Annotated in this window: 19 protein-coding genes; 7 read left to right on the plus strand and 12 right to left on the minus strand. The window is 63.2% G+C overall.

Annotation, left to right across the window (positions count from 1 at the left end):
- The 4 genes from rsmA to lptD are packed head-to-tail and all read right to left on the minus strand — an operon-like array spanning nucleotide 1 to nucleotide 5,574.
- The gene (rsmA, locus tag E5E97_RS09200; RefSeq protein WP_016349619.1) at nucleotides 1–828 is read right to left on the minus strand and encodes a 16S rRNA (adenine(1518)-N(6)/adenine(1519)-N(6))-dimethyltransferase RsmA; all 828 of its coding nucleotides are present in this window, start codon (nucleotides 826–828) and stop codon (nucleotides 1–3) included.
- A complete protein-coding gene (gene pdxA, locus E5E97_RS09205; RefSeq protein WP_118881817.1) occupies nucleotides 818–1,813 on the minus strand; it encodes a 4-hydroxythreonine-4-phosphate dehydrogenase PdxA in 996 nt (331 codons plus the stop codon). Before pdxA ends, rsmA begins: the two co-directional genes overlap by 11 nt.
- The gene (gene surA, locus E5E97_RS09210; protein ID WP_011704881.1) at nucleotides 1,813–3,111 is read right to left on the minus strand and encodes a peptidylprolyl isomerase SurA; all 1,299 of its coding nucleotides are present in this window, start codon (nucleotides 3,109–3,111) and stop codon (nucleotides 1,813–1,815) included. The genes pdxA and surA overlap by 1 nt, the downstream gene beginning before the upstream one ends.
- A gap of 30 nt (nucleotides 3,112–3,141) precedes the next feature.
- Nucleotides 3,142–5,574, minus strand: coding sequence for an LPS assembly protein LptD (gene lptD / locus E5E97_RS09215; RefSeq protein WP_171280191.1), 2,433 nt, complete (start codon nucleotides 5,572–5,574; stop codon nucleotides 3,142–3,144).
- Nucleotides 5,575–5,748: 174 nt separating this feature from the next.
- On the opposite strand from lptD, the gene E5E97_RS09220 reads away from it, so the two are divergent.
- The 3 genes from E5E97_RS09220 to djlA are packed head-to-tail and all read left to right on the plus strand — an operon-like array spanning nucleotide 5,749 to nucleotide 8,274.
- Nucleotides 5,749–6,759 (plus strand): aminoglycoside phosphotransferase family protein, encoded by a 1,011-nt coding sequence (locus E5E97_RS09220; protein ID WP_118881816.1) that lies wholly within the window; start codon nucleotides 5,749–5,751, stop codon nucleotides 6,757–6,759.
- Entirely contained in the window at nucleotides 6,756–7,424 is a 669-nt protein-coding gene (gene murU, locus E5E97_RS09225; RefSeq protein ID WP_118881815.1) for an N-acetylmuramate alpha-1-phosphate uridylyltransferase MurU, read from the plus strand. Before E5E97_RS09220 ends, murU begins: the two co-directional genes overlap by 4 nt.
- Before the next feature lie 19 nt (nucleotides 7,425–7,443).
- The gene (gene djlA, locus E5E97_RS09230) at nucleotides 7,444–8,274 is read left to right on the plus strand and encodes a co-chaperone DjlA (RefSeq protein WP_118881814.1); all 831 of its coding nucleotides are present in this window, start codon (nucleotides 7,444–7,446) and stop codon (nucleotides 8,272–8,274) included.
- 76 nt (nucleotides 8,275–8,350) lie between these two features.
- Here the strand turns inward: djlA and E5E97_RS09235 are convergent, their stop codons facing one another.
- The 3 genes from E5E97_RS09235 to ettA form a co-directional block, all read right to left on the minus strand.
- The gene (locus tag E5E97_RS09235; RefSeq protein WP_005304142.1) at nucleotides 8,351–9,694 is read right to left on the minus strand and encodes an NCS2 family permease; all 1,344 of its coding nucleotides are present in this window, start codon (nucleotides 9,692–9,694) and stop codon (nucleotides 8,351–8,353) included.
- 264 nt (nucleotides 9,695–9,958) lie between these two features.
- Nucleotides 9,959–10,291, minus strand: a complete 333-nt coding sequence (locus tag E5E97_RS09240; RefSeq protein ID WP_118881813.1) for a hypothetical protein — start codon at nucleotides 10,289–10,291, stop codon at nucleotides 9,959–9,961.
- A 163-nt stretch (nucleotides 10,292–10,454) separates the two neighbouring features.
- On the minus strand, nucleotides 10,455–12,122 hold the full coding sequence (gene ettA / locus E5E97_RS09245; RefSeq protein ID WP_016349627.1) for an energy-dependent translational throttle protein EttA: 1,668 nt from the start codon (nucleotides 12,120–12,122) through the stop codon (nucleotides 10,455–10,457).
- A gap of 239 nt (nucleotides 12,123–12,361) precedes the next feature.
- Between ettA and E5E97_RS09250 the strand changes: the two genes are divergently transcribed.
- Together E5E97_RS09250 and E5E97_RS09255 are read left to right on the plus strand one after the other, a co-directional pair.
- Nucleotides 12,362–12,937, plus strand: coding sequence for a Crp/Fnr family transcriptional regulator (locus E5E97_RS09250; RefSeq protein ID WP_118881812.1), 576 nt, complete (start codon nucleotides 12,362–12,364; stop codon nucleotides 12,935–12,937).
- A gap of 57 nt (nucleotides 12,938–12,994) precedes the next feature.
- Entirely contained in the window at nucleotides 12,995–13,504 is a 510-nt protein-coding gene (locus E5E97_RS09255; protein WP_171280192.1) for a YgjV family protein, read from the plus strand.
- A 90-nt stretch (nucleotides 13,505–13,594) separates the two neighbouring features.
- Here E5E97_RS09255 and E5E97_RS09260 read toward each other — a convergent pair whose 3' ends face one another.
- The 5 genes from E5E97_RS09260 to E5E97_RS09280 form a co-directional block, all read right to left on the minus strand.
- Nucleotides 13,595–14,431, minus strand: a complete 837-nt coding sequence (locus tag E5E97_RS09260) for a 5'-methylthioadenosine nucleosidase (protein WP_162902014.1) — start codon at nucleotides 14,429–14,431, stop codon at nucleotides 13,595–13,597.
- Between the two features lie 108 nt (nucleotides 14,432–14,539).
- The gene (locus tag E5E97_RS09265; protein WP_042065208.1) at nucleotides 14,540–15,394 is read right to left on the minus strand and encodes a lytic transglycosylase domain-containing protein; all 855 of its coding nucleotides are present in this window, start codon (nucleotides 15,392–15,394) and stop codon (nucleotides 14,540–14,542) included.
- 184 nt (nucleotides 15,395–15,578) lie between these two features.
- A complete protein-coding gene (locus tag E5E97_RS09270; RefSeq protein ID WP_171280193.1) occupies nucleotides 15,579–15,830 on the minus strand; it encodes a hypothetical protein in 252 nt (83 codons plus the stop codon).
- A gap of 52 nt (nucleotides 15,831–15,882) precedes the next feature.
- Nucleotides 15,883–16,071: a hypothetical protein gene (locus E5E97_RS09275; RefSeq protein ID WP_076362237.1), complete on the minus strand. Its 189-nt coding sequence runs from the start codon at nucleotides 16,069–16,071 to the stop codon at nucleotides 15,883–15,885.
- Nucleotides 16,072–16,430: 359 nt separating this feature from the next.
- On the minus strand, nucleotides 16,431–17,369 hold the full coding sequence (locus E5E97_RS09280) for a LysR family transcriptional regulator (RefSeq protein WP_043168421.1): 939 nt from the start codon (nucleotides 17,367–17,369) through the stop codon (nucleotides 16,431–16,433).
- 330 nt (nucleotides 17,370–17,699) lie between these two features.
- Here E5E97_RS09280 and xapA point away from each other — a divergent pair, with 330 nt between their 5' ends.
- Both xapA and E5E97_RS09290 read left to right on the plus strand, forming a co-directional pair.
- Nucleotides 17,700–18,527: a xanthosine phosphorylase gene (xapA, locus tag E5E97_RS09285; protein ID WP_011704894.1), complete on the plus strand. Its 828-nt coding sequence runs from the start codon at nucleotides 17,700–17,702 to the stop codon at nucleotides 18,525–18,527.
- A gap of 25 nt (nucleotides 18,528–18,552) precedes the next feature.
- Complete coding sequence (locus E5E97_RS09290; RefSeq protein WP_011704895.1) at nucleotides 18,553–19,812, plus strand: NupC/NupG family nucleoside CNT transporter; 1,260 nt, start codon at nucleotides 18,553–18,555, stop codon at nucleotides 19,810–19,812.
- Nucleotides 19,813–19,848: the final 36 nt, after the last annotated feature.

Consider the following 19,848-nt stretch of genomic DNA (forward strand, 5'->3'; position numbering starts at 1 on the left):
TCAGGCCTGTTGCTGATCCGCCAGCCAGTTGGCGATCATGACGAACTGCTCGAGGGAGAGATTCTCCGGGCGCAGGTTGCCATCGATACCAAGCTCGGTCAGCTGGGCGTCCGTGATGAAGTTGGAGAAGCTGTTGCGAATGGTCTTGCGACGCTGGCCGAAGCCCTCGGTGCAGACCCGGTTCAGGCAACGAATGTCTTTTGCGACTATGGTCGGGTTCTTGTGCGGGATCAGGCGCACCACGGCGGAGTCCACCTTTGGCGCCGGCTTGAAGGCGCCAGGGCCCACTTCCAGCACCGGCACTACCTGGCAGTAGTACTGGGTCATCACGCTCAGCCGGCCATAAGCCTTGCTGCCGGGGCCGGCGGCCAGACGCAGGACCACTTCCTTTTGCAGCATGAAGTGCATGTCCTCTACCCGGTCGGCGAACTCGCACAGGTGGAAGATGAGCGGGGTGGAGATGTTGTAGGGCAGGTTGCCGAAGATGCGCAGCGGCCCCTTGCCTTCCCCCATCAGGGTGCCGAAGTCGAAGCGCATGGCATCGGCTTCGATGACGGTCAGCTTCTCCTTGAGGGTCGGGTGTTCGCGCAGGCGCGCGGCCAGATCCCGGTCCAGCTCGACCACGGTCATCTTGTCCATCTGGGAGGCGACCGGCTCGGTCAGTGCGGCCAGACCCGGGCCGATCTCCACCAGGTTCTGACCCGGCTGCGGATTGATGGCGGCCACGATCTGATCGATCACGTAGCGATCGTGCAAGAAGTTCTGACCGAAACGCTTACGGGCGGTGTGGCCCATGTGCACCTTGTTGCTCTGCACCTTACTGCTCATATCTTTTTTTCTCTACCATCTTGATGGCGTGGTTGATCGCGGTGATCAGGCTGCCCGAGTCGGCGAGGCCCTTGCCTGCCAGATCCAGTGCGGTGCCGTGATCCACCGAAGTGCGGATGAAAGGAAGTCCAAGGGTGATATTGACCGAACTGCCGAAGCCCTTGTATTTGAGCACGGGCAGCCCCTGGTCGTGGTACATGGCGAGTACCGCATCCGCATCCTTGAGGTATTTGTCCTGGAACAGGGTATCGGCCGGCAACGGGCCGACCAGATCGATCCCCTCCTGGCGAAGGCCTGCCAGGGCGGGTTCGATCACGTCAATCTCTTCACGGCCGAGATGGCCGCCTTCCCCGGCGTGGGGATTGAGGCCGCAGACGTAAATGCGGGGTTTGGCGATGCCGAATTTGCTCTTGAGATCCGCATCCAGGATGCGGATCACCTTGCTGAGCCGATCCTCGGTGATGGCCATCGCCACATAGGCCAGCGGAATGTGGGTGGTCGCCAGCGCGACCCGTAGCCCTTCGGTTGCCAGCAGCATCACCACGTCGGCGGTGCCCGACTGCTGGGCGAAGAACTCGGTGTGGCCGCTGAACGAGACGCCAGCCTGATTGATGATCCCCTTGTGCACCGGCCCGGTCACCACGGCGGCAAATTCGCCGCTCATGTTGCCGTCGCAGGCGTGTTGCAGGGTAGCCAGTACGTAGGCGCCGTTGCCCTCGTCGAGCATGCCCGGCACCACGGCGGCGCCGAGGGGAACCGGACAGACGGTGAGGGTACCGGCCCGCTGCGGGTGGGCAGGCTGGTCGGCATCATAGGGCTGCAGCTCGACGGGCAGCCCCAGCAGGGCAGCCCGCTCGCGCAGCAGCGCCGGATCGGCAATGACCACCAGCTGGTGCGGCCAATCCTGCTGGGCAATCTGCAGCACCAGATCCGGGCCGATCCCAGCCGGTTCACCCGGGGTGATGGCGAGACGACGACAACTCATCAGCTGCCGGCGCCTTCGATCTGGATGTAGGCCTCGTCACGCAGCTCGTCCAGCCAGGCCTGGGACTCTTCGGTGAAGCGACGGTTGTAGATCAGCTGATAGGCGCGCTGCTCCTGGGCCTTGTTGGTGGCATCCTGGCTGCGGCGCTCTTCCAGCTGGACGATGTGCCAGCCGTGGGTGGTGCGGAAGGGTTCGCTGATCTGGCCCGGTTGCAGGCGGTTGACCATGTCGCGGAACTCCGGCACATAGACGTTGGGATCGGACCAGCCCAGTTCGCCACCCTGCACCGCAGAGCCCGGATCTTCGGAGTATTTCTCCGCCAGGCTGGCGAAGCTGGCCTTGCCGCTCTTGATGTCGTGCAGGATGCCGTCCAGCATGCCCTTGGCTTTTTCTTCGCTCAGGATGATGGAGGGCTTGATCAGGATGTGGCGGGCGCGCACTTCGGTCTGCACGACCTGCTGCTGGCCCTTGGTGTCGAACACCTTGATGATGTGCAGGCCGGCACCGGAACGCAGCGGGCCGACGATGTCGCCCTTCTTGGTGCCTTGCACCGCCTCGGCCATCAGAGTCGGCATCTCTTGCGGGCTCATCCAGCCCCAGTCACCCCCTTCCAGCGCCTTGGGTCCGCTGCTCTCGGCAATGGCCATCTTGCGGAAGTCGGCGCCCTGCTTGAGGGCGGCCAGGATGCGTTCAATCTTGCTCTTGGCGGCGTTGAGCTGCTCGGCGCTCGGGTTGTCCGGCAGGGCAACCTGGATGTGGCCGACATGGTATTGCTGCTGTTGCTGACCCTGTTTGGCGAGGATGTCGACTACCTGCTTCACCTCCTGCTCGGAGATGTTGATGCGGCGGCGCACCTGATTGCGGCGCACCTCGTTCATCAGGATCTCGCGGCGCACCTCTTCCCGATACTGGGCATAGGTCAGCCCTTCACGGGCCAGTTGGGCCCGCAGCTGATCCAGGGTCATCTTGTTGTCGGCGGCGATGCTCTGGATAGCCTGCTCCAGCTGGGTATCGCTGATCTTGAGGCCCTGACGATCCGCCAGTTGCAGTTGCAGGCTCTCCTGGATCAGCCGATCCAGCGCCTGTTTGCGCAGGGTGGCGTCATCGGGCAGGGACTGGCCGCTCTCTTGGGCAGAGGCCTTCACCTTCTGCACCAGGGCTTCCTGCTGGCTGGCCAGCACCACGTCCTTGTTGACCACGGCAAGCACCTTGTCCATCAGTTCGGGGGCGGCGAAGGCACCCTGGCTCATGGCTCCGAACAGGCCTGCAGTCAGCAGGGAAATCAACGTCTTCTTCATATCCATCTCTCAAGGCGTTTGCCAGACCGCTTATTGGTCTCGCAGGTTAAACGGACGAATGTAAGGCAGTGCTTCGGTGTCCAGGGAGGTGCCCTTGGTGCCGGTACCCACGCTACCCAATCCTTTCATTTCAAACTGAATACCGAAACTGCGCTCGGCTGTGGACGTATTGTTCACGTTGTTGGGCGTATTGACCCACTCCAGGTTGAAGTTGATGCTCCAGCAGCAGGAGTCGTACTTCAGGCCTACCTTGCGGTCAGACTTCACGCTCTGATTCAGCTCCTGATAGTAACCCCCGTACAGGTGCCACTGATCGTTGAGCGGTGTGGTCAACAGCAGGCCGATCTGGTTGAGGTCGGTAACCTCGTTATTGGTGTTCGGCACAAGGTTGGCATCGCGCACGAAACGATGATTCAGCTGGCTGATCAGCTTCTCGCGGCGATACTCGACGGCGCTGTTGGCAGAGCTGAAGCGGCTCTGGTCCACATCATATTGCGCGCCGGCATGGGCAAACCACTGCTCGTTGATCTTGGCATCCCCCTCGAAGGAGAGCGGAGAACGGGTATTGGTGGTCAGAGCATCGCTGGGGTAGAGCTTGACCCTGGGCGCAACAAAATCGAAAGCTTGGGCAACGGCCAGCCGAATTCGTTCATCACCAGCGTCATCATATACCCGGCTGGTGACACCGACAGACAGGCGGTTGGAGTCGCTGATGCGATCCAGACCGGCGTAGCGGCGATCGCTGAACAGGCTGTAGTAGTCCTGGCGCATGCTGGTGGAGTCATAGACACCTATGTTGTCCTGATCCTTGTAGGGCACATAGAGGTACTGGAACTCCGGCTCCAGGGTCTGGTTGGCATCGCCGCCGAACCAGTTCTGGTTGCGCTCGAAGGTCATGCCGCCCTTGAGACGGAAGGAGGGCAGGGTGCGGGTGATGATCCCTTCGTCCAGGGTAACCCCATTGGCGCCAGCTGGAGTAAAGCGGCTGACAAAGGTCTGGCTCATGTTGTCCGGCACTTCCTGATCGTAGCGGGTGTACATCAGCTTGTACTGGCTGTCGAGGTAGTAGCCGGCCTCGTCAATGAGTGGCATGGTCAGGGTCGGGGCCGTGTAGACCCGGGTACCGGTGTAGGCACTCCCCTGATTCTGGGCGATGGCCTGGGCGTTGTTGTAGCCGAACTTGGTGATCTCGGTGTTCCAGGCGAGATCGTACCAGCTGCCTTGCTGGTAATAGTTGTGGTCGATGCGCGGCATCAGCTCGTGGGGCTGCTGGGCGCTGGCTAGCAGGATCTGGTAGGTGCGCACCTCGGTGTTGATGTTCCAGTTGGACTGGAAGTAACCGGCCATCAGGGATTGCTGCAACTGGTTGTCGACCTGGGTGCCCACCTTGGGGGAGAAGTCGTTGAAGTAGTTGTAATCCCGATCCCGCACCTTGGTGTAGTCCACCGAGACCCGCATCGCATTGTCCATGAACATGGAGGTATGACGGGCGTTCAACAGGTAGCGATGACCATCGGAGAGGTAATCGTTGAGACTCGGCGTCTCGTCGTACTGCTTGTCGTTGGCCAGGTTCTCGAAATAGAGGCTGCCGACATGGGCCGGATCCGGCATGTAGCGGAACTCGACCTGCTCCATCAGGCCCCGTCTGTCCATGAAGCGGGAGGTGATGGTGGCATCGTAGTTCGGGGCTATGTTCCAGTAGAACGGCTGGGTGATGTCCATGCCGTTCTTGGAGCTCTGGGTATAACCCGGGTAGAGCAGGCCCGTCTTGCGTTCATCCTTGATGGGGAAGTTGATGTACGGGAAGTAGAACACCGGGTAGTCGTAGAGCCAGAGACTGGCGTTCCAGGCTTCCCCGAACACCTCGGTCTGATCGATGTCGATGCTGCCCGCTTTCAGGGTCCACACTTCCTGACCCGGCGGGCAGGTGGTGTACTGGGCCCCTTCCAGGGTGATGTTCTGGTTGTTGTTGGTCATGGTGACCCGGTCGGCGGAGCCGCGCACCGGCGAGCCATGCACCTGATACTTGCCCTCTTCCAGCTCGGAGTTCTTGGTATCCAGGTTGGATTTCAGGGTCTTGTCGCTGGTGACCGTGATCTGGCCATCGTTGTAGTAGATGTTGCCGATGGCGATGACGTCCCGGCTCTTCTGATCGAGCTCGGCGTAGTCGGAATCAAACTTGCGCACGCCCTGGCGCACCTTGACGTCGCCCTGGTAGACGGCGGTGCCGCCCTGCTTGGCTTCGAGCCGATCGGCATCCACTTCCACGGGTTGGGCGTTGGCGTCCTTGCCGGGCGCCAGCTTCTCAATCTTGGGGACATAGTCATAGCAGAGCCCGTCCAGGATCCCGGTGGCGGGCGGCGGCGTCAGCGGCGCCGCCTGCACGATGGCCGGGGTCAGGGCTGGAACAAGGCTGATGGTCAGGGCGATGGGATAAGAGTATCCCAGTGTCCGTTTTGTCATGTGAAAGACTCGCGCAATCCGTGGTAGCTACGGCTGATTCAAGACATGCATTTTACGACAGGATTCATCGAGTTGACATTGCATGTCATTGCTTTATGTTAGCCGGCAATGATAAAGCATTATTGCGGCCAGGGCTAACAGCCAAGTGCTGCTTTCCAATTTGGTCCCCGACTTATGCACGATCGCGATTCCCTCTTGTTGCACTGGGCGCGCCGGATTTCCGGTGATGCCAGCCTGCAGTTGACCCTCATTTCCGGTGACGCCAGTTTTCGCCGCTACCACCGTGGCGGTGGCCTGATCTGGGTGGATGCCAATCCTAAAACCGAAAAGAATCATGAGTTTGTCCGCAATGCCTCGGCCTTGAACGCCGGTGGCCTACTGGCCCCCGAGGTGCGGGCGGTGGACTATGAGCAGGGTCTGCTGGCGGTGACGGATCTGGGGGACACCCAGCTTATCGGCTGTCTGAACGCAGACAACGTGCTGGCCTGGTACGGCAAGGCCATCGCGCTGCTGCCCCGTCTCGGTGCTGTTGAACTGGACCTTGAGCCTTTTGATGCCGCCTTTATGGTACGGGAGAACGGCATTTTTCCCGAGTGGCTGCTGGGTCACCATCTGCAACTGACCCTGAGCGACGAAGAGCAGCAGTTGCTCGATGAAACCTTCGCCTGCCTCACCGAGAACAACCTGGCCCAGCCACAGGGGGTGATGCACCGGGATTTTCACAGCCGCAACCTGATGGTGTGCGGTGGCGAGACCCCGGCCGACAGCCGGCTGGCGGTCATCGACTTCCAGGACATGGTCATAGGCCCGCTCAGTTATGACCTGGTCTCGCTGCTGAAAGACTGCTACGTGCGCTGGCCGGACACGGTGATCGAGCAGGGCATGCGGCAGGGCTTCGATACCCTGCAGCAGGCCAAGCTGCTGGGCGAGCTCGATTACGCCGCGTTTCGTCGCGCCGCTGATCTCACCGGCATGCAGCGCCACCTCAAGGCGGCGGGCATCTTCACTCGTCTCTACCACCGCGATGGCAAGCCCGGCTACCTCAAGGACATTCCCCGTACCCTCGGCTATGTGGTGGATGTCTGCCACAGCCATGGCGCGAGCTACCCGGTGCTGGCCCGCTTCGGCCAATGGCTGGCGCAGGTGGTGCTGCCTGGGCTGGCCCGCACCGGGGTTACGTCATGAAGGCGATGATCCTGGCCGCCGGTCGCGGCGAGCGGATGCGCCCGCTTACCGACAGCCTGCCCAAACCGCTGCTGGCGGTGGGGGGCAAGCCCCTCATCGTGCACCATATCGAGAAGCTCAAGGCTGCCGGTGTGACCGACCTGGTCATCAACCACGCCTGGCTCGGCCACAAGCTGGTAGAGTCCCTCGGCGATGGCCGTCAGTTCGGAGTCGACATTCAATGGTCGACGGAGGAGAGCGCGCTGGAGACCGCCGGTGGCATCGTGCAGGCGCTGCCGCTGCTGGGAGACGAGCCGTTTCTGGTGATCAACGGCGATACCTGGCTCGATCTGGACTATCGCACCCTGGTGACCCAGCCACTGGGCACGGATCTGGCCCACCTCTGGCTGGTGCCCAACCCGCCGCAGCATCCGGCAGGGGATTTTGCGCTGCAAGCGGGCAAGGTGGTCGATAGCCCGGCGCTGACCTTCAGCGGAGTCGGGCTCTATGATCCCGCCGCCTTTGCCGGACTCACACCGGGGGCGCGCAAGCTGGCGCCCCTGCTGCGAGACTGGATGGCCCAGGGCCGGGTGGGCGGCAGCCTGCTGGCCGGCGAGTGGCGCGACATCGGCACGGTAGCGCGGCTGCAGGCGCTGGACGATCAGTTGCAAGGACGCACTCATTAATTTCACGAGGTCTTGAACCATGCGTATTTGGGGTAAGGCGCTTGGCGCCTTCTTCGGTTTTCTGCTCGGCAACATCTTCGGTGCCCTGCTGGGCCTCTGGATCGGCCACCGTTTCGACCGTGGCATGGGCTTGAATTTTCGCCGCGCACCCACCCAGCAGCAACAAGCGGTCTTCTTCCACGCCACCTTCGCCGTCATGGGCCACATCGCCAAGGCGAGCGGCCAGGTGACCGAGCAGGAGATCCGGGTCGCCTCCAACCTGATGGACCGGATGCGGCTGGCAGGTGAGCAGCGTGCTCGCGCCCAGGAGTCGTTCCGTCAGGGCAAGGAGGCGGACTTCCCGCTGCGAGAGACCCTGGCCGAGTTTCGCCGTGCCAGCCAGGGCCAGCGCGATATCCTGCGCTTCTTCCTCGAGGTGCAGCTGCAGGCCGCCTTCGCCGATGGCAAGGTCGAGGCCAACGAGCGCGCCATCCTGCACACCATCGCCGACGAGCTGGGCTTCAGCCGCATCGAGCTGGCCCGCATTCTGGCGATGGCCGAGGCGCAGATGAACTTCTTCAACCGGGCGCACGGTGGCCAGTATCAGGATGGCGGGCACGGCGGGCAGCAGTACCGGCAGGAGGCCCCCTCCCGTGACCGGCTCAAGGATGCCTACCAGCTGCTGGGGGTGAGCGAGAGCGACAGCGATCAGGAGATCAAGCGCGCCTATCGCAAGGAGATGAGCAAGCACCACCCAGACAAGCTGGCCGCAAAGGGCTTGCCGCCGGAGATGATGGAGATGGCCAAGGAGAAGACCCAGGAGATCCAGCAGGCCTGGGAGTGGATCCGCGAGGCGCGCGGCATTCGCTGAGCGCCCCTTCGTCAGCCATAAAAAATGCCCGTCGCTGACGGGCATTTTTGTTTGCGCAGTGTTTGTGCGTCGCAGCTTAGTGGCTGTCGACCCAGACGAACTTGAGCACGAACAGCAGGGCCACTACCAGCACGCAGGGGTTGATCTCGCGCCAGCGGCCGGTGCCCGCCTTCATCACGCAGTAGGAGATGAAGCCCACGGCGATCCCCTCGGTGATGGAGAAGCTGAACGGCATCATGACGGCGGTCATGAAGGCCGGCACCGCTTCGGTCAGGTCTTCCCACTTCACCCGGGTCAGCTCGGAGCACATCAGCACGCCCACGTAGATGAGGGCGCCCGCCGCCGCATACGCCGGCACCATGGCTGCGACCGGAGAGAAGAAGATCGCCAGCAGGAACAGCAGGCCGACCACGATGGCGGTGAGGCCGGTACGGCCGCCGACGGCGACGCCGGAGCTGCTCTCGATGAAGGCAGTGACCGAGGAGGTACCCATGAAGGCGCCGCCGACCGAGCTGGCGCTATCCACCAGCAGGGCCTGCTTCATGCGCGGGAAGTGACCCTTGTCATCGGCCAGCTTGGCACGGTTGGTGACGCCGATCAGGGTGCCGGAGGAGTCGAACAGGTTGACCAGCATGAAGGAGAAGATGATCCCGGCCAGGCTGATGTCGAGCGAGCCCATTAGGTCCAGCTGGCCAAACACCGGCTCTATGCTGGGGGGCATGGAGACGAAGCCCTTGAAGGTGACGTCACCAAACAGCCAGCCCAGGGTGGTGGTCACCACGATGGCGATCAACACGGCGGAGTGGACGCCGCGGGCGGAGAAGATGCAGATCAGGAAGAAGCCGAGCAGCCCCAGCAGGCAGGGCAGGGAGGTGAGGTTGCCCACCGTCACCATGGTAGCGGGGCTGGCGACCACGATGCCGGCGTTGTGCAGGCCGAGCAGGGCGATCAGCAGACCGATGCCGGCGGTGATGCCGACCCGCAGGGTGAGCGGAATGTTGGCGATGAGCCAGTAGCGCACCCGCAGCAGGGTGAGGATCAGCAGGCCCATGGCACCCCAGAAGATGGTGCCCATGCCGACCTGCCAGGAGTAGCCCATACCGGCCACCACCACGAAGGCGAAGAAGGCATTGAGGCCCATGGCCGGGGCCAGCGCGATGGGCAGGTTGGCGAGCAGACCCATCAGGATGCTGCCGATGCCGGCGATCAGGCAGGTGGTGACGAACACGGCCTGGGTGTCCATGCCGGCCGCAGAGAGGATCTGCGGGTTGACGAAGACGATGTAGACCATGGTCAGGAAGGTGGTGATGCCGGCGATCACTTCGGTGCGGGCGTTGGTGCCATGGCCCTTCAGGGCAAACAGACGCTCAAGCAATCCTTGCCCGGCGGCCTGTGCGGGGGCCTGGTGTGGTTGATTCATGTTGGATTCCAATAGGTGACGTGAAATAAGCAGCAGGCGAGGAGCCGGTCCCATCCATGCGGGCGTGATGCCCTGTTTCTGGTGGTTAAACAACCAGACTCGTCCTGATACCGTGACAGCGCGCACATTTTTACACAGGCGGCGCCGTTTACAAACCCCGGATCTGCGAGGCGGATCAATGAATAGAGCAAAAATTCAAACGTTTGCCCTGCCGAAAATAAAAAAGGTTCTCGCTGGAGAACCTTTTGCACGGGCAGCGGCCCATCAGAGGGTCTTGAAGTAGCGCTCCACCAGCTGGGCCAGCACGGAGTCGAGGGTCTCCTGCACTTCCCCCAGCTCCCGCCCCAGGCGGCGCAGAAACAGGCTGGCCTGCTCCTCGGTCAGCTTGCGGCCGTCGATGAAAAATTCCTGCTCCGGCAGCTGCTTGTCATAGCGGGGCAGCAGGGTCCAGTTCACCAGATCGGGCTCCACGGCGGCGAAGATCTTGGCGGCGGCGGTGCAGAAGGTCTCGATGTGCGCCTTGCCATCCGGCCCGAGGCAGCCGGGCTCGACCCGGATCTGGATGGTCAGTTTCTTCTCTGTGGGCTGGGTCGTCATCTTGCTACATCCATGCATAAGGTATCCGTCTTGGATTGTAAGCGATCGGGCACAAGAAAGGGGAGCCTGGGCTCCCCTTGTGGCATGTGCCGGTTGACTTGGCGATGCGCTTGTCGTGATGGGAACGGTGCGGCTGATGTAGAAGCCGTACTTGTTTGCCCTGTTACTTGGCGATGCGCTTGTACTTGGCGCGGTGCGGCTGGATGGCCTCGGCGCCGTAGGTCTTCTTCTTCCACTCTTCGTATTCGGTGAAGTTGCCCTCGAAGAAGGCGATCTTGCCCTCGTCCTGGTAGTCCAGGATGTGGGTGGCGATGCGGTCGAGGAACCAGCGGTCGTGGGAGATGACCATGGCGCAACCCGGGAACTCCAGCAGGGCGTTCTCGAGGGCGCGCAGGGTTTCGATGTCCAGATCGTTGGTCGGTTCATCCAAGAGCAGCACGTTGCCGCCGGTCTGCAGCAGCTTGGCCAGGTGCAGACGGCCGCGTTCACCACCGGACAGCTCGCCGACCCGCTTCTGCTGATCGGCGCCCTTGAAGTTGAAGCGGCCGATGTAGGCGCGGCTTGGGAACTCGTAGTTGCCGATGCGCAGGATGTCCTGGCCGTCGGCGACTTCCTCGAACACCGTCTTCTTGTCGTTCATGCTGTCGCGGAACTGGTCCACCGAGGCCAGCACCACGGTCTCACCCAGGGTGATGGAACCGGAGTCCGGCTGCTCCTGACCCGACATCATGCGGAACAGGGTCGATTTACCGGCACCGTTCGGACCGATGATGCCGACGATGGCCCCCTTCGGAATGGAGAAGGAGAGATCGTCGATCAGCTGGCGGTCGCCGTAGGACTTGCAGAGGTTGGCAACCTCCACCACCTTGTCGCCGAGGCGCGGTCCGGGCGGAATGAACAGCTCGTTGGTCTCGTTGCGCTTCTGGTAGTCGTTGGTGTTGAGCTCTTCGAAGCGAGCCATACGGGCCTTGGACTTGGCCTGACGGCCTTTCGGGTTCTGGCGAACCCACTCCAGCTCTTTCTCGATGGACTTGCGACGAGCCGCTTCCGTGCTGGCTTCCTGCGCCAGACGGGCGTCTTTCTGCTCCAGCCAGGAGGAGTAGTTGCCCTCCCACGGGATGCCTTCGCCGCGGTCCAGCTCCAGGATCCAGCCGGCCACGTTGTCGAGGAAGTAACGGTCGTGGGTGATGGCCACGACAGTGCCCTCGTAGTCGTGCAGGAAGCGCTCCAGCCAGGCCACGGATTCCGCATCCAGGTGGTTGGTCGGTTCGTCCAGCAGCAGCATGTCCGGCTTTTCCAGCAGCAGGCGGCACAGCGCCACCCGGCGGCGCTCACCACCGGAGAGGTGCTTGATCTGGGCATCCCAGGCCGGCAGGCGCAGGGCGTCGGCCGCGCGCTCCAGCTGGTTTTCCATGTTGTGGCCGCCCTGGGCCTGGATGATGGCTTCCAGCTCGCCCTGTTCGCGGGCCAGCTTGTCGAAATCCGCATCCGGGTCGGCGTAGGCCGCATAGACCTCGTCCAGCCGAGCCATGGCGCGTTTCACCTCGCCGACCGCCTCTTCGACCGCTTCACGCACGGTCTGCTCCGGATCCAGCTTCGGCTCCTGGGGCAGGTAGCCGATCTTGATGCCGGGCTGCGGACGGGCTTCCCCTTCGATCTCGGTGTCGATGCCCGCCATGATGCGCAGCAGGGTCGATTTACCGGCGCCGTTCAGACCCAACACGCCGATCTTGGCGCCCGGGAAGAAGGAGAGGGAGATGTTCTTGAGAATATGACGCTTGGGCGGCACTACCTTGCCGACCCTGTTCATGGTGTAAATAAATTGAGCCATTGGCTAATTCTCTTCCTTTTCAGCAGGTTAATGTCTTGGCACTAACAGACTGATGTCGTGGTGGGGCCAGGTCGACGCGGGTCAACCGGGTTCCAAAAAACCCGTCGATTGTAAACCAATGGGCGAGGGGGGCAAAGGTGGCACCCGGCCGGCCATCCCCTTTGCCGGGGCTATCACAGCCTGCTGCAACGGACCGCCAAACTTGGCATGATGAAGGCCCCGTTTGCCCCGGAGTTTGCATGACCAGCCTGCCTTCAGCCCCGCCTCTGGCGGCCACCCTCGCCGCCATGGGGTTGGCACCCGCCATCGGTGAGCCGCTTGCCGGTCGCCTGCCCCGTTTGACCTTGCAGCCGGGCCAGCCGCTGCTGGCCCAGGGGGCGATACAGGAGTCGGCCTTCTACATCGAGCGGGGCATCGCTCGCGCCTGTCACTATGCCCGGGACGGGCAGGAGCGCTGCAAGGAGTTCTACTTCGAAGGAGAGCTCTGTCTGCTCTACGACAGCTGGCTCAGCGGGTCGCCTGCCCGCTACCAGCTGGAGGCTGTCACGACGCTGCAACTGGTGCGGGTGCCGCTCGCCCTGCTGGATGAGCCTGCCTGGCAACCGGTCTGCATGGCCCTGCTGCGCCAGCAGCTGTGCTACAAGGAGCGCAAGGAGGCCTTCTTGCTGCTCCATTCCCCCGAAGAGCGCTACCAGGAGCTCTGCCGCACCTTCCCCCACTGGCCGGCGCGGCTCACTCAGGTGCAGCTCGCCAACTACATCGGCGTCAGCCCGGTCACCCTGTCGCGGATCCGCCGGCGCATTAACACGGGTTAATGCCGCGCCGCATCCATTCCCGCCATGCTGGGCCCCTCGAACAAGCCTGGAGTGGGGATGATGTCGCTGTTTTTGTGGTCACAACTGGTGGTGGGCCTGGCGCTGCTGCTGGATCTGCTGTCGTTTCAGCTGCGGACGCGCCGGGCCATTCTGGCCTGTCTGGCGCTCTCCTGCTCCCTCAATGGCGCCCATTTCGCGCTGCTGGGACAAGCGTCGGCCGCCCTGCTGCTCTGGCTGGCGAGCCTGCGCTTCGTGGTCAGCATGCTGGCCACGCGTCGCCTCTTGCTGTGGCTCTTTATGGGGTTGTCCTGCCTCGCGGTGCTCGCCACCTATCAGGGACCGCTCGCCCTGTTGGGGTTGCTAGCCAGTCTGCTGCAGACCCGAGCTGCGTTTTGCCTAGATGATCGCCTGCTGCGGCGCTGGATGTTGCTGGGCACCCTCTGCTGGCTGGCCAACAACCTGCTGGTGGGGTCGCCCGTGGCGGCACTGATGGAGGGGCTGTTTCTGGTCAGCAATCTGGTGGGCTACTACCGCCACTATGGGCGCAGGGCATATCCGGGGCGTTGATATCGGCTGCGGGAGAGAGCGTGGGGCAAGTCCCGTCTGATAGGGATTACAAAGCAGGGAGGCCGCCATACTGGTGGCCTCCCTGGCTTATCAGGCTTTGTTGAAGCCGTTGATGAGCGCTTGTGCGTAATCAATGACGAACTGCTGGCAGTGGATGGCGGTCTGCGGATCGAACTCCTCGCCGTGCAGATCGGTGTTGGAGAGTACCCGGATCCCGATGAAGGGCACCTTGTAGGCCTCGGCCACCAGGGCGGCGGAGGAGGTTTCCATCTCTTCCGCAGCGGTCTGGTAGGTCTGGTGCAGCCAGTTGATGCGGGCCACCTGGCGGTTCCACTCGTCGGCGGTGCCTATGATGCCGGGGACCACCCGACCGTGACGATAACGGTCGGCCATGCCGAGGGCGCGGCCGACCAGCTCGGGATCGCCGGCAAAGGAGGTGTGTTCCACCAGCTTGCCGTTGTCGCGCAGGCGCATGGTGACCTCGAAGTTGTGCCATTTGCTCGGGTCGACACCCTGCTCGGCGGGCGTCAGGTCACTGCGATAGGCGCCCATGTTGAAGCTCTTGGTGCCGATGACGATGTCGCCCCGGTGCAGCGCCGGATCGTGGCCGCCCGCCGTGCCCTGATTGATGACGAGGCGCGGCTGGAAGCGCTCCATGGCGAGGGTGGTGGCCGCGGCGGCATTGGCCAGTCCCACCTCGGTGCGGGAGACGACCACCGGATAACCCGAGAGGGTGCCCTGCCAGTAGGTCCAGGAACCGACGGTCAGCTCCTGCTTGTCCTTGAGGGCGGCCACCAGGGTCTCGACTTCGACATCCATCGCCCCCTGGATCAGGATGGGGGCGGGGGCCGGATTGGCCGCCACGACGGCAGAGGAGAAGAGGGCAAACAGGGTAAGCAGGCGCGAGCAGCGTTTGATGAAATTCATGGATTACCTGTAGAACGTGCGAGAAAGCGCCGGATCCTACCGAAAGGCAAACGATTGTGCAAATGCGGGTATGGTTTTTGTCAATAGCGGGCCGGCAGGGAGCCTAGCTCAGGGCTGCTTGTGGCCGGCGAAGTAGAGCACCCGTCGCACATATTGCTGGGTCTCTTGATAGGGGGGGATGCCGCCATACTGCTCCACCGATTTTTCGCCAGCGTTGTAGGCCGCCGACATCAGGGTCCAGTTGCCGTCGAAATGGGTGTGCAGCCACTTGAGGTAGGCCACGCCGCCCTTGATGTTCTGCTCCGGATCGAAAGGGCGAGTGACCCCGAAGCGCTGCTGGGTCTCGGGGATGAGCTGCATCAGCCCCTGGGCATTCTTGGGGGAGACGGCGCGGCTGTCGAGGTTGGATTCGGCGATGGCGATGGCCAGCACCAGCCGCTCGTCGATGCGGTGGCGCTTGGCGGCGTGGCGCAGCATGTTGGCCAGCTTCTGTTTGGCGGGCGACTGGCGGGCCAGATAGGCCTCCAGATTGAAGGGGGTGGTGGGGATGGCGGCGAAGTAGCCGCCGGATCCACCGACGCCGCTGCCGCATTGATCCCCCATCACGGCATTGCCGACCCGGCTGTTGTAGTAGCGGGCGGCCTGCTGGTTGCCAAGGCGGATCGCCATGGCCAGGTAGGCGTTGGCCATGCGGGGGTTGCGAACCGAGCCCGGGCCGGTGGCGAGCAGGCGGCCGATGCGAAAGTAACCTTCCGGGTTACCCGTGGTGGCGGCGGCGCAGTAGAAGTGGATGGCCTGGGTCAGGTTGCCCTGACTCTGTGCCTGTTGACCTTTCTTCAGTGCGCTGAGCGCCTTGGGCGCCTGTCTGAAATCCCTGCTTTGCGCCGCTGCCTGCCCGGTGCCGGCCAGCAACAGCGATAAAAAAAGCAGCAAAAACAGCCTGTTTTCGCTGGAACTCGACATGGATTCTCTCCTGTTGGGGTACAGAAGATATAGGGGAACATGGCCTGTTCTGCCATTAATCCAGTGGATCCTGTTGTTATGGATCCGGGTATCCAGAGATCAAAACGGTATGGAACCAATGACGGAGGCTGATGCGGCAGGGGTTGGCGACGGCTCATAAGGGTCGCCGCCAACAAAGGGGTTGCTAGATAAGCTGCCCCTGGCCAGGCTCGCCACCATCGGTACCATCGATACCGTCAGCGCCATCAATACCATCAGCACCCTCCATGCCGTCGGCACTGGCGCTGCCATCACTGCCCGGTTCAGGGAGCCACTGGCCATTGTCCGCCGGCGGACAGTCATCACCGGCCGGACAGGGTGTGCGGGCCTGCAGCGGGGCGCCGTGCAGGCAGCCAAGCAGCAACAGCAGAGCGCAGAGGGGACGAGTCGGTTTCATGGGTGACCTGGCATGAACAAGGAGATAAGAAGGGAGGGGCCTTGCAGGCCCCTCAGACGTCGAGGTGATAGGGCTGCTCGTCCGGCTCGGCGGCGGGCAGCTGGCGATACATCAGGCGAATTTCGCTCGCCACCCAGAGCGAGAGCAGGCCGAGCAGGCTCAGCAGCGGCGCCAGGGTGTGGCTCTGTTGCAGTCCGTAGGCAGACAAGGTGGCGCCCAGCAACAGCAGAATACGGATCATGAGGTGACTCCTTCTCATCATGGTGAGGGCGCGGATGCGTGCCCGTGTGGCACCAAGTGTGGCCAGTATACTCCAGCCAGTGCCCGGCAAACCGCCATCCGCTTCACATCCCCATCCTAAGGGCGGAGGTGGCGGTAGTGAAGCGCCATCCGCTCCAGATTTTCATCCTAAGGGCGGAAGTGGAGGCAGTGAAGCGCCATCCGCTCCAGATTTCCATCCTAAGGGCGGAGGTGGAGGCAGTGAAGCGCCATCCGCTTCAGATTTCCATCCTAAGAGCGGAGATGGAGGCAGTGAAGCGCCATCCACTTCAGATTTTCATCCTAAGGGGGGAGGTGGTGAAGCACCATCCGATTAACTCATCAATCCACGGTCGGCCGGTTCATCTGTGCGCTCATGGTGTCGATGAAGTGGCGGATCGCCACCGCGGCCGGCTGGCCGTCGCCGGGCGGGGCGTAAAGCACGCAGAGATCGGCGGGGATCGCTTGCTCGAGCCGGATGAAGCGCACGTGGGGCCACTTCTGGCGGGCGTAGCTGGCCGGCACCAGCGCCACCTGCAGGCTGGTGGCCACCACCGCCATCAGGGTGTTGGGTTCGACCACCTCCTGGTTGAGGTGGGGATAGAAGCCTTCCACCAGACAGGCGTTGATGATGAGGTCGGTAGAGGAGGAGTTGGCGCGGCTCATCAGCACGAACGGCTCCCCCGCCAGCTCGGGCAGGGAGACCAGCTTGCGATCCCGCAGCGGATGCTCGTCCGACACCACCAGCACCATGGACTCGCGATAGATGGTTTCGGCCAGCAGCGGATGGATGTTGACGGTGTCGGCGAAGCGGGCGAGGCCGAGGTCTATCTCCTTGCGCGAAAGCGCCTGTTTCTGCCGTTCGGGGGAGAGCTCGGTGAAGGTGATCTCGAACTCGGGGTGGCGCTGGTGGCACTGGCGGATCACCTCACCAAAGCCGGCCCAGAAGATGGAGCTGACCAGCCCGATGCGGATCTGGTTGCGCTCCATGCGCCCCGCCTGCACCACCCGGTTGAGGCCGCTTTCCAGCACGTCGAACAGCAGGGCGCACTCGGCCTGCAGCAGCCGGCCGGTGGCGGTGAGGCTCACCTGGCGGGTGTGGCGCTCGAACAGCGCCAGCCCCAGCAGGGACTCGAGCTCCTTGATCTGGGCGCTGAGCGGCGACTTGGAGACATTGAGCTGCAGGGCGGCCCGGCTGAAGTGTCCCTGGCTGGCCACCGCATGGAAGTAGCGCAGCATCTTGAGGGTGACGCGATCGCGCCAGTGACTGTCGAGGGCCAAGCGACCTCCTTCGGTGGCTGATTGAGGGCCGGGTGCGATCCCCGTCAAAGTTTGCGCGACCGGTGCGGGCAGCAGCAGGGCCGCTGCCCGGCGGATGGTCGATCCGGCTCACACCTTTGCCGACCCGTTTTGACCGTACCGGGGCTGGTTGGCGGAAAAACGGGGCCAATCAGCGCCATTCATGCCGCTTCCTTTGGTTTTCAGCCATTTCCCGGCGGGAAATTATGCTGAAAATCAGGATAGTCAGGCCGATTTTAGCGATTTTTATCGCCCAATACCTCCCCTAGAGTGAGCGCCATGTCCCATTTACAGCCTCAAGAGGTGCAGCTCATGCAACAAGATCCGGTACTCAACGCCGTCGCCACCATTCTCGCCCGCAAGCCGGGTTTCGCCCCCCGCGCCGCCATGATCCTGGGCTCCGGCCTCGGCGTGCTGGCCGATGCGCTGGAGGAGAAGGTCACCATTCCCTACGAGGAGCTGGACGGCTTCCCGGTCAGCACGGTGGCCGGCCACAGCGGCGAGCTGGTGCTCGGCAAGCTGCACGGGGTGGACGTGGTCTGCATGAAGGGGCGCGGCCACTACTACGAACACGAAACCATGAAGGTGATGACCACCCCGGTGCGCACCTTCAAGCGGCTGGGCTGCGAGCTGCTGCTGGTGACCAACGCGGCCGGCTCGCTGCGCCCGGAGCGGATCGGGGTCGGCTCCCTGGTCATCTTCAACGATCACATCAACACCATGCCGGGCACCCCCATGACGGGCGCCAATGACGAGGCCTACGGCCCGCGCTTCTTCAGCCTGGCCAATGCCTATGACAAGGGGTTGCGCAGCGAAGCGCTGGCGCTGGCCGAGCGGGAGGGGATCGCCGTCAATCAGGGGGTGTTTGTCTCCTACAGCGGCCCCTGTTTCGAGACCGCCGCCGAGATCCGCATGATGCAGATCATCGGTGGCGACGTGGTGGGGATGTCGGTGGTACCGGAAGTGGTCAGCGCCGCCCACTGCGGCCTGCCGGTGCTGGCCATCTGCGCCATCACCAACATGGCGGAGGGGCTTGGCGACGTGCAGCTCTCCCACGAGCAGACCCTCAAGTGCGCCAAGCTGGCGGAAACGGACTTCATCCGCCTCATCAACACCTTTATCCAGCACCACTTCCAGTAAGTAGGGAACGACCAGGAGGTCAGTTATGTTTGCAGCAGGATTTCTCGGTATGGCGGCGCTGATCCTCATCGCCGTGCTCGCATCGACCAACCGCAGGGCCATTCGCCTGCGCACCGTGGGGCTGGCGCTGGCCTTGCAGGTCGCCATCGGTACCCTGGTGCTCTATGTACCGCTGGGGCGCCGGGCGCTGGAGGGGATGGCCCACGGGGTCGACGCCGTGCTGGCAAGCGGCAAGGCGGGCATTCACTTCCTGTTTGGCAACCTGGTCAACTTCTCGGTGGACGGTATCGGCTTCGTGTTTGCCCTCAACGTGCTGCCGCTGGTGGTGTTCTTCTCGGCGCTGATCGCCGTGCTCTACTACCTCGGCATCATGCAACTGGTGATCCGCTTCATCGGCGGCGCCATGGCGCGGCTGCTCGGCACCTCCCAGACCGAATCCATGTCGGCGGTGGCCAACGTCTTCGTTGGCCAGAGCGAGGCGCCGCTGGTGGTCAAGCCCTACATGCCCAAGATGAGCGATTCGGAGTTCTTCGCCGTCATGTGCGGCGGCATGGCCTCGGTCTCCGGCACCGTGCTGGCGGGCTACGCCATGATGGGTGTGGACATGCAGTACCTGCTGGCCGCCTCCTTCATGGCGGCGCCGGGCGGGATCCTGTTCGCCAAGCTGATCATTCCCGAAACCAGCCAGCCGGACTATGTGTTCGACAACAGCATCCAGTTTGACGGCAAGAAGCCGGAGAACGTGCTGGCGGCGGCAGGCGAGGGGGCCAGCAGCGGCCTCAAGCTGGCGGCGGCCATCGGCGCCATGCTGATCGCCATGATCGGGCTGGTGACCCTGGTCAACACCCTGCTGGGCGGGGTGGGGGAGATGGTGGGCATGCCGCTCTCCCTCGAGCTCATCCTGGGCTGGATCTTCTCGCCGCTCGCCTTCCTGCTCGGGGTGCCGCTGGCGGACATTGGCATCGCCGGCGCCATGATCGGCAAGAAGCTGGTGGTGAACGAGTTCGTGGCCTACAGCGACCTCTCCCCCTACCTGAAAGACGCCAGCACTGTGACCGCCGCCGGCCTGCAGGTGCTGGAGGAGAAGTCCAAGGTGATCATCAGCTTCGCCCTGTGCGGCTTTGCCAACCTGGCCTCCATGGGGATCCTGATCGGTGGCCTCGGCACCCTCTGCCCCTCCCGCACCGACTTCATCGCCCGCTACGGCCTGCGTACCGTGCTGGCCGCCACCTGTTCCAACCTGATGAGCGCCGCCATCGCCGGGATCTTCTTCTCCCTGGCCTGAGCGTCCCATCCCTTGTTCCGGGGCGCTGCGGCGCCC

This window comes from Aeromonas sp. 2692-1 (assembly GCF_013085505.1).
In the GTDB taxonomy this organism is placed as follows: Bacteria; Pseudomonadota; Gammaproteobacteria; order Enterobacterales; family Aeromonadaceae; genus Aeromonas; species Aeromonas hydrophila.